This window comes from Gordonibacter sp., assembly GCF_036667095.1.
In the GTDB taxonomy this organism is placed as follows: domain Bacteria; phylum Actinomycetota; class Coriobacteriia; order Coriobacteriales; family Eggerthellaceae; genus Gordonibacter.
On sequence record NZ_JAVWUP010000015.1, the window covers coordinates 24,938 to 33,264 of the forward strand.

Consider the following 8,327-nt stretch of genomic DNA (forward strand, 5'->3'; position numbering starts at 1 on the left):
ATAACCACAGGCTTGTACCCGCGCGGCGATATACGGGCACAACAGCGTCTAGTACCTGCTGTCGAAGATGCGCTTGGTCTTCTTCTCGCTGCGGGGCAGCTCGCCCATGGGCACGCCCAGGGCGTCGGGGGTGCAGCCGCATTTCGCCTTGAAGATCATGGCCAGCTCCTGCTCGGCGCGCTCCTTCGCCTCGTCTTTCAGCGGCGTCTCGAACAACACCGTGAGCACGTCCTTGCCGCTGATGTTCTCGATCATCACCTGGTACTCGCTCGATGCGCCGTCGGTGATGGCGATGACCTCCTCCACCTGCGCGGGGAAGATGTTGCAGCCCTTCACCTTGAACATATCGTCGGTGCGGCCCGTCAGCGTGTCGATGCGCGGGTGCAGCGATCCGCAGGCGCAGGGCTCGGGGATGATGCGCGTAAGGTCGTGCGTGCGGTAGCGGATGAGCGGCGCGCCCTGCTTGCGCAGCGTGGTCAGCACCAACTCCCCCACCTCGCCATCGGGCACGGGTGCGCCGGTCACCGGGTCCACCACCTCGATATAGATATAGTCGGCCCACACGTGCATGCCGTGATGTTGGCTGCACGAGATACCGATGCCGGGGCCGTATACTTCGGTCAACCCGTAGATGTCGAATATCTCCACGCCCAGCTCGCCTGCAATGCGCTGGCGCATCTTGTCGCCCCACCGCTCGCTGCCGATAACGCCCTTGCGCAGATGTATCTGATCGCGCAGGCCTCGCTCGACGATCTCCTCGGCCAGCAGCAACGCATACGAACTCGTGGCGCAGAGTACGGTGGACTTCAGGTCCTGCATCATCTGCAGCTGCTTGTTCGTGTTTCCCGGCCCCATGGGAATGGCCATAGCACCCAAGCGCTCAGCACCCAACTGGAAACCGATGCCCGCCGTCCACAGTCCGTAGCCCGGCGTGATTTGGATGCGGTCGCTTTTCGTGATGCCGACCATTTCGTAGCAGCGCGCAAACTGGATGGCCCAGTCGGTCACGTCCTGTTGCGTGTAGGGAATAATGACCGGCGTGCCGGTGGTGCCCGACGACGAATGGATGCGCACGATCTCCTCGTCGGGAGCCGCCTGCAAGCCCAAGGGGTACACGCGGCGCAGATCGTCCTTCTCGGAAAAAGGCAGCTGCTCGAAGTCGGCCTGCGTCTGCACGTCGGCCAGATCGATGCCCTCGAATTTCAAGGCGTAGAACGCAGAGCGCTCTTTCAGCGTTTTGAATTGGTTTTTGATCAGGGAAAACTGCTCGTCGTTCAGCTGCATAGGGGTCTCTCTTCTCTGAGGCAAGGGCAGGGATTGAAAGATGCGGTGGTGCCGCACGGAAAGAAGCAACAAACCCAGCCGATAGCTACGCGGAAACCACGTCGATAGCGGCTAGGTTAAGGGCAACGAACCGCGGCTTCACACAACACTCCACAGCACGGCGCAAGTCGTCCAGATCGAGCGGAATGCGCCCGGCAGACAAGGCGCTAGCCAACAGCAGCGTGTTGAGCACCTTGCGACTGCCTGCCAATCGCGTGAGCACCGCATCGTCCACCGCCATGAACGTAGCGGCGGTGTCTTCCAACTGCGCCGCAAGGCCCTCGACGACAGACACGGCGCGGTACGGCTCCTTCGACAGCGCAGCGGTGACTGGCTGGATAGCGGTCATGGCCGTGACCAGCACGCCGTCGGGTGCCAAATAAGGCAGCACGCGAGCCGCCTCGGCAGGCTCGAAGGCAATGATCATATCCGCCGTGCCCTGAGCCAGCAGAGGTGCCAGCACCTCCTCGCCGCCGTCGCCCATACGCACATGCGATACGACGTTGCCACCACGCTGGGCCATGCCGATAGTTTCGGCCGTACGCACCTGCCAGCCTTTCTGCTCGGCCGCCTGAGCAAGCACCTTCGCCGCAAGCACCGTTCCCTGACCGCCCACACCGGCTAAAAGCACGTTAAGCATGCGCGCCTCCTTCCGCCACCGACAACGAGCCAAAGGGACATATCTGCGCGCAGAAGCCGCAGCCATTGCACAAGCTAGCATCTACGTACGCCTGACCGCGCGATGCACTCTTTGCACCCTGCGCATCGGGGTCGAAACCGATACCAGGGCAACCGATCTCGGTGATGCACTTCTTGCAGCCGGTGCAGCTTTTCGGATCGACTACAGCCGGGGCGGCAGGACGTACCAGCTGCACGCAAGGCGATTCGAACAGGACGGCGCTCGGCCCTTCGAACGCCAGGGCCTGACGAACCGCGGCAACAGAAGCATCCAGATCAAGCGGATCAGCATGCACGATGCAGGTGAGGCCCAAGGCCTCCAGCACGCGCTCAATGGATATTGGCGGGCGCTTCGGCCCCATGAGCGTAACGCCGGTACCAGGATGCGGCTGGGAGCCGGTCATAGCCGTAGTGGCATTGTCCAACACGCATACGGTGATATCGTGGCCGTTGTACACAGCGTTCGCAATGCCCGTCAGCCCACTGGCAAAGAACGTCGAGTCGCCCACGAAGGCGACCTGCTTCTTGTGTGGCTCGGCGACGGCGAAGCCCTGCGCCATGGTGATGCCCGCGCCCATACACAGACAGGTGTCCACGGCATCGAGTGGACGCGCGTTACCCAACGTGTAGCAGCCGATGTCTCCGCAAAGCACGGCTGGCGTTTTGCCCAGCGCTCGCTTGACGGCGTAGAAGCTGCCGCGATGCGGACAGCCGGCGCAAAGCACTGGGGGGCGCACGGGTAGCGTACCTTCCGCCCTATAGGCCGCAAAAGGCACCGCCGGAGTTATCTCGGCAAGACCGAAAAACGTCGCGATCCTGCTGGTGATGTCGTCCACGTCGTTCTCGCCGCGGTCGCGCGCATCGCCCGTGAGCTTACCGCGCACGTCAAACGCTCCGTGCGTCGCACCGCAGAAAGCCAGCAGTTCATCTTCCAAGAAGTGGTCGAGTTCTTCGAGCACGAGTACCTGGTCAAGCCCTTCGACGAACCGGGCTGCCGTCTCCTGGGGGAACGGGTAGGGTGTGCCTACCTGCAAGAAGCGGTAGGCCGGTACCGCGGCACCGCACTCGGCGGCGCGCTCCTCGATCATGCGAAGGGCCTCGCGGACGTAAGCCGCCGACACGCCACCGGCCATGATGCCCAAACGCGGCGCAGTACCGGATCCGCCGCCTTCGAACTGCGGGTTGAACGCCGCCAGCGCGGGCTCGTTTGCAAAATCGCCTGCTATCCGCACCAGGCGCTCGTTGATCTCACCATGGCCTTGGAACGCGCGGCGCGGGAAGATGATCCACTGGGGGTCGCGCTCGAAGCCCTCTTCGGGCACGGGGCGCGCATCCGTCTGGTCGGCCACCTCGAAGAACGTGGATGCATGGTTGATGCGCGTGGTCGGGCGCACGATTACAGGCGTGCGGTAGCGCTCGGACAGCCGATAAGCCTCCTGCATCATGGAGAAGCCTTGCTCAGGAGTTGCGGGGTCCAACACCGGCAGCTTGGCAAACGAGGCGAAGCGGCGCGTGTCCTGCTCGGTCTGTGAGGAAATGGGGCCGGGGTCGTCGGCTACGAACAGTACCATGCCGCCTTTCACGCCCACGTAGTTCAGGCTCATCAACGCGTCGCTCGCCACATTCAGCCCCACTTGCTTGCAGGTGAACAGGCAGCGTGCTCCCGTGTAGGACGCCCCAGCAAGCAGCTCGAGCGCGCTTTTCTCGTTGGTGGACCACTCCACATGTATGCCGCGCGCCGCGCCCGACGCATGCAGTTTCGCCACCGTCTCGATCAGCTCGGATGACGGCGTGCCGGGATACCCCGCCACGACGCGAACGCCCGCCTCGAGCGCCGCGTGCGCGAACGCCTCATTGCCCATCAGCAGTTTTTTTGTCATGTCCCCGCCTGCCGCTCTCGTCTCGTGCCCGCCTATACGCCTCTTCACGCCGACCATACCGCCAACACCTGCCGACCAGCTTCCTTGCCTCGCCCGCCAGACCACTCGCTTACCAACGCGGCCTGGACGTGCCGACCGTATACCCCTAGTCCAAACTATCGTACAGATGTTTCACGTGAAACATTTCGCCATCCTGTGTTTGAGATTCCATGATAGCGCACGAAAGCGCCCCTCGCGCGGGCGCATCCGCGAGGGGCGAACGGCAGTGCAGGGCCATCTGCGCAGGCTTCGGGAACACGCGGACACCCTCAGCGGACACCGTCGTGCCGCGCAACAGCGACTAGGCGTCGGCCATGCCCTGCTTGAAGTCGATGATCTTCTGGCGCGCGTCGTCGCACCCGGTGCCGAGGATCTGCACAGCCAGGATGGCCGCGTTCTTCGCACCATTGATGGCCACGCACGCCACCGGCACACCCGAGGGCATCTGCACCATGGACAGCAGCGAGTCCAGACCGCCCAAGTCGCTCGTCTTCATAGGCACGGTAATGACGGGGTTCGGGGTATACGCCGCCACGACGCCGCCCAAATGCGCCGCTTTGCCCGCCGCCGCCACGATCACGCGGATGCCGCGCTCGTGCGCCGTCGAAGCCCAATCGTGCACTTCGGCCGGCTTGCGATGCGCACTCGCCACTTTCACTTCATAAGGCACGCCGAACTCGTCTAGCTGCTTCATGCACGGCTCCATGGCCGGCATATCGCTTTCGGACCCCATGATAATGCCGACGACCGGGTTGCTGTTCTCACAGGACATAGAACTCTCCTTCTTTGAGGGAAAAGCACGCCTGCATGGACAAGCCAACGCAGGCGCACGGAATAAAGTTAGGGCTATTGTACGTTTTTCAACACGAGAGGGAAGATGCCCGCGCCCAATCTCCTTACCAATCTCCTCGCAGGTCGGCGCAAGCCCTCTCGCCAGCAGGCGCGGCGCTAGTCCTGTATCGCTCTCTCGAATCCGGCAAATATCCTGCTCTTTTCGCCTTAAAAAGGCCTATTAGTCAACAACCGGGTACTTATTTCCAAAAAGACATTCCCCCGGAAGACATATTTATCTAAAATCAGCTCATCTTCACCAGCGCGCTCAAAATACGAGCAAAACCTTACTGTCGACCAGGGTAAGCGGGCACATGCGACGGCGAAGCACTTAGTCGCGCGCCGGTACGGCCCTTCGCCGTTCCGGACACGCAAAGCGTGACAGGAGGAACCGATGGACGAAACGACCGAACCCGACGGCGAACAGGCTGCTTTGCCCTGCTTCGAATCGATGGCCGCACCCGCGAGCGGCGATCGCTCGATGCGCGAACGATTCGCGCAGCTTATCGCTCTGGACGTTCAGTTCAGCGTGCTTGCCGTAGGCGTGGACAGCTTCTCACGTATCAACAACCTGTTCTCGTACTCATTCGGCGACAAAGTTCTAGGCAGCCTGAACTGCCTCATCGCCGACCTACTGCCCGTCGATGCCTCGGTATACCGCTTTGACGGCGATTGCTTCGGCATCGTGCTTCCCGACGTCACCGATCGGGATACGCTGGACGGTCTCTTTGGGGATATCCTCGCATTCGTCAATACCGGCATCTCCATCGGGGAAACCAGCATCTCTTTCAGCATCTCGGGCGGTGTCTGTATCCACCCCCACAACGGCAACGACGCAGACGAGCTGTACCGCAACCTACACATCGCCTTGATCGATGCCAAACGACAGGGAAGGGGCCGTTGCACTCACTGTACGCACGCCCTCTGCGCTATCTCCCAGCGAACGCTCCTGCTCATGGAAACACTACAGCGATGTCTCGCGCACGGATTCGACGGGTTCTCGATGCGCTACCAACCCATTATGGATGCCCGCGATGAGCGTGTTCACGGATGCGAGGCGCTCATGCGCTGGAGCAACGACCAATTCCCCGAAGGCGTCTTGCCGTTCGAGTTTATCCCCTACCTAGAGGAGAGTGGGCTGATCTGCCAGGCAACTTCTTGGCTGATCGATGTTACGTTTGCCCAGGCAGCGAAATGGACGGCAGTAGACCCCTCGTTCATTATGAGCATCAACCTGTCCAAACAGGTGTTCGACCAACCCGATTTGAAGTTCAACCTCGTACAAGCCGTCAAAAAGTACCACGTCAACCCTCGCAACATCATGCTGGAGCTCACCGAGAGCAGCAAGGTGGCAAATGCGGCGCTGCTCAGCGAGACGTTGGATTTCCTGCGAGGCCAAGGGTTCCTTGTCGCCTTGGACGACTTCGGCACCGGTTATTCGTCGCTGAGCATGTTTCGCACGATTGCAGCAGACGAGCTAAAAATAGACCGCAGCTTCCTCGAACGCGTGACGTACGACGTAAACGACCAGCTGATCATCTCGCAGGTTATCGAGCTGTGCCACAACATGAACATCACCGTGTGCGTGGAGGGCATCGAGACCTACGATGTGCTGCAGATCGTACGCGACTTGGGCGCTGACACCGTTCAGGGCTTCTACTACGATCAAGCCATCGATGCCGAGGTCTTCGAGCAGCGCTATCTTCCCGGCAGTACCGGAGCCGTGCACCCGGATATCGCAGCAGAACCTTCCCTCGTATATTCAGACGCCCAGCCGGAACAGCCGGCCTCACCCGGCGAGTTGGTAGACCGCGCGCAGGCGGGTATCTTCCAAGCAGCCATGGACGAGACGTTCACGTTCATCACCTGCAATGAGGGCTACCGCCGCATGCTGGGGTATACCGCACGCGAGATGGCGGCCCGCTTCGGCAACCGCGCGCTTGCCATTGTGCACCCTGATGACACCGCGTACGTGAACGAGGAGATCCGCCGGCAACTCGGGATAGGCGACGTAGTGCTGATCGAGTTTCGCGTCGTGCGTTGGGACGACATACCACTGTGGGTGACAGGCACCGGCAACGTCGTACGGCCGAGATCGGGAAAGCCGTACCTTGTCGTAGTCATCGTCGACACCGACCGCATCAAACGGGCATCCCTGCAAACGGCGCGAGAATTGGAATCCACCCATCGGGTGTTGGAGAACATCCCCCTAGGCATCAAAAGCGTACGCTACGACGACGGGTTCACCTTCGAATACATCTCGCCGGAGTTTATGGCCACCATGGGCTACACCCGTGACGAAATACGCGACCGCTTCGATGACAAGTACCTGGAAATCATCGTAGAGGAAGACCGCGAGGTCATCGTGCAAGCCGCCCAAGAGGCAAAGCCGGGGCACCCCTTGAAGCTGCGGTTCCGCCTGAACGCCAGTGACGGACGCAAATTATGGGTCGAAACAGTGACGAAGCTATGCGACCGCGACCCAGACGGCATGCAGCGCTTCGTTTCAAGTATCGCAGCGGTGGAGGGGCCCAGCGAACAGGGCGAGGGCGAGGACATAGACAACCGCTTCCAGCTGGCATCGAAGCGCTGGGGCGACGTGCTCTTCACGTACGACCTCAAGTCCGGTGCCGTCCAATTCTCAGACAATTACGAACTCGAGTTCCACGCGCCGCCGAAAAGTACGATCGACGACCAGATGGCGCTGTCCCCCGCTTCCGACCAAGAGCGCATTCGCACCGTTCTAGAACAGGCTCGATACGGGGAAGCCCCTTCGCCTATCGAGATGCGCATCGCCCCCGACGGCGGCGAATATGTCTGGTGCGTGCTGTCGCTGAATTGCGCAGAAACCTCCAACGGCGAACCTGCCACTATGTTCGGACGCATCAAGAACATCGACGAAGAGAAGCGTGAGCGGGAAGAGCTCGTGCACGAATCGCAGACCGACGCGCTGTGCGGCACGTACAACAAGATAACCACTGAGCGCAAGGTGCAGGCAGCACTTGACGAGGCAGGAGCCGGCGAGCGTTACGCTCTGTGCATGATCGACATCGACGACTTCAAGGGCATCAACGACACGGCCGGACACATCGCCGGCGACCGGGCGCTTGTCTCCCTTGCCGACTCGCTCAAAACCGTGGCCGGGCAAACGGGCATCGTCGGGCGCGTAGGCGGGGATGAATTCGTACTGCTACGTTCATGTGGGGAAAGCTCGGCAGATCCGATGACGTTGGGCCAGAAAATCATCGAAGGCCTCCCGAAAACCTACCAAGCAGACGAACGCGCCGTGTCCCTGTATTCCAGTGTGGGCATAGCCTGCTACCCCGAAGACGGCCACTCGTTTTACGATTTATTCAAGCATGCAGATGCCGCTCTCTATCTGGCCAAAGAACGCGGCAAGAACCAGGTGTGCCTCTACCGGGAATAAACGCAGGGATCTAGAGAACCGAGCGAGGCAGAAATGAAACGCGACGAGATAAAGAAGCTGGCACGTGAGCTAAAGAGCGTTGGATTCCGTAGCCTGACCGATCGAATAGTCACCGCGAAGAACAATAGCAACGTTCCTAATTTGTGGCA

General features: G+C 60.9%; 5 protein-coding genes. 1 reads left to right on the forward strand and 4 read right to left on the reverse strand.

All coding sequences use genetic code 11. The annotated features are described in order from the left end of the window. Positions 1-48 precede the first annotated feature (48 nt). From RR842_RS03030 to purE, 4 genes are all read right to left on the reverse strand, one after another. Entirely contained in the window at positions 49-1,284 is a 1,236-nt protein-coding gene (locus RR842_RS03030; protein ID WP_332512574.1) for a phenylacetate--CoA ligase, read from the reverse strand. An 85-nt stretch (positions 1,285-1,369) separates the two neighbouring features. Beyond that, positions 1,370-1,963, reverse strand: coding sequence for an indolepyruvate oxidoreductase subunit beta (locus tag RR842_RS03035; protein WP_332512575.1), 594 nt, complete (start codon positions 1,961-1,963; stop codon positions 1,370-1,372). After that, a complete protein-coding gene (locus tag RR842_RS03040) occupies positions 1,956-3,881 on the reverse strand; it encodes a thiamine pyrophosphate-dependent enzyme (RefSeq protein WP_332723005.1) in 1,926 nt (641 codons plus the stop codon). The genes RR842_RS03035 and RR842_RS03040 overlap by 8 nt, the downstream gene beginning before the upstream one ends. Positions 3,882-4,221: 340 nt before the next feature. Continuing rightward, positions 4,222-4,692, reverse strand: a complete 471-nt coding sequence (gene purE / locus RR842_RS03045) for a 5-(carboxyamino)imidazole ribonucleotide mutase (RefSeq protein ID WP_332514746.1) — start codon at positions 4,690-4,692, stop codon at positions 4,222-4,224. Positions 4,693-5,145: 453 nt separating this feature from the next. Here purE and RR842_RS03050 point away from each other — a divergent pair, with 453 nt between their 5' ends. Continuing rightward, positions 5,146-8,178: an EAL domain-containing protein gene (locus tag RR842_RS03050; RefSeq protein WP_332728952.1), complete on the forward strand. Its 3,033-nt coding sequence runs from the start codon at positions 5,146-5,148 to the stop codon at positions 8,176-8,178. Positions 8,179-8,327: the final 149 nt, after the last annotated feature.

Bases quoted from the DNA above. Each gene is read 5' to 3' on its own strand.
- RR842_RS03030 (WP_332512574.1), bottom strand. From the start codon at position 1,284: ATGCAGCTGAACGACGAGCAGTTTTCCCTGATCAAAAACCAATTCAAA.
- RR842_RS03035 (WP_332512575.1), bottom strand. From the start codon at position 1,963: ATGCTTAACGTGCTTTTAGCCGGTGTGGGCGGTCAGGGAACGGTGCTT.
- RR842_RS03040 (WP_332723005.1), bottom strand. From the start codon at position 3,881: ATGACAAAAAAACTGCTGATGGGCAATGAGGCGTTCGCGCACGCGGCG.
- purE (WP_332514746.1), bottom strand. From the start codon at position 4,692: ATGTCCTGTGAGAACAGCAACCCGGTCGTCGGCATTATCATGGGGTCC.
- RR842_RS03050 (WP_332728952.1), top strand. From the start codon at position 5,146: ATGGACGAAACGACCGAACCCGACGGCGAACAGGCTGCTTTGCCCTGC.